Origin of the sequence: Spirosoma sp. 48-14, assembly GCF_001898575.1 — a bacterium.
Lineage (GTDB): Bacteria > Bacteroidota > Bacteroidia > Cytophagales > Spirosomataceae > Spirosoma.
This window is the reverse complement of record NZ_MKUD01000064.1, coordinates 1-992: the sequence shown is the minus strand read 5'-3', so window position 1 is coordinate 992 and position 992 is coordinate 1. Positions and strand designations below refer to the sequence as shown.

Genomic DNA, 992 nt, shown 5'->3' with positions numbered 1-992 from the left:
TTACACTACCGGTACCCACCAGTCGGTAGCTCACCGTGTAGAAGCCCGTGCCCTGACACAGTGGCTGACCCACCGACAAGCGAGGGGGGGTACAGTTGTTATTGCCGTTATTACTACAACCCGTCGGCGAATCGGCCGTCAGCACGTTGTAACAGCCCACTCCATTGCTGGCCGTCACGCTGATCGGCTTGCCGATCGGAATATTGATCACATTCTGACCACTGACTACGCCATCACTCACAATGATATTGGTCGTGCTGGTTATTAGCAGTACACTATAATAGCCATTTCCAGTGCAGGCCGGATCGCCCAACGACAACACCGGTTTCTCACAGACCACCGCTGTACAGTTGGTCGGGGTGGGCAACACCGCAATTGGAGCCGCTATGCACCCGTTGGCATCCTTGATGGTCAGCGTATAGGTGCCACCACTCAACCCACTGATGCTGCTGGCCGTGCTGCCGTTGCTCCAGGTGTAGCTGTAAGGCGTGGTGCCACCACTGATGCTCACCAAGTTCACACTACCCCCCGTCAGATTCGTACACGTTGGGTAGCTCGCCTGGAAGACCGCCACAATCTCGGTCGGCTGGCTGATGGTGAAGCTTTGAATGGCTACACAACCGTTGGCATCACGAGCCGTCACCGTGTATACGCCAGCTCCCACATTGCTCAGATCCTTGCTGGTCGAGCCGTTGCTCCACACGTAGCCGATCGGGGGCGTGCCACCCGTTACAGTCAGCACCACACCACCCGTCTGGGTGCCGTAGCACTTCACGTTCGTCGGTACACCACTTACCTGTGGTCCACTCAGGTTGCTGATGTTGGCCGAAGCCAGCGCCGTACAACCCGTCGCATCCGTCACAATAACCGTGTAGCTGCCAGGGGAAGCGTTGGTCAGGGTCTGACTGGTAGCCACCACACTGCCAGCCGCATTGCGCCACTGGTAGCTGTAAGCCGGGCTACCCCCGCTCACCTGCGCACTAACCGAACCT

Annotated in this window: 1 protein-coding gene; it reads right to left on the bottom strand. The window is 58.1% G+C overall.

All coding sequences use genetic code 11. The annotated features are described in order from the left end of the window. On the bottom strand, positions 1-992 hold a 992-nt coding region (locus BGO59_RS29215; RefSeq protein ID WP_293689915.1), incomplete at both ends, for a SprB repeat-containing protein.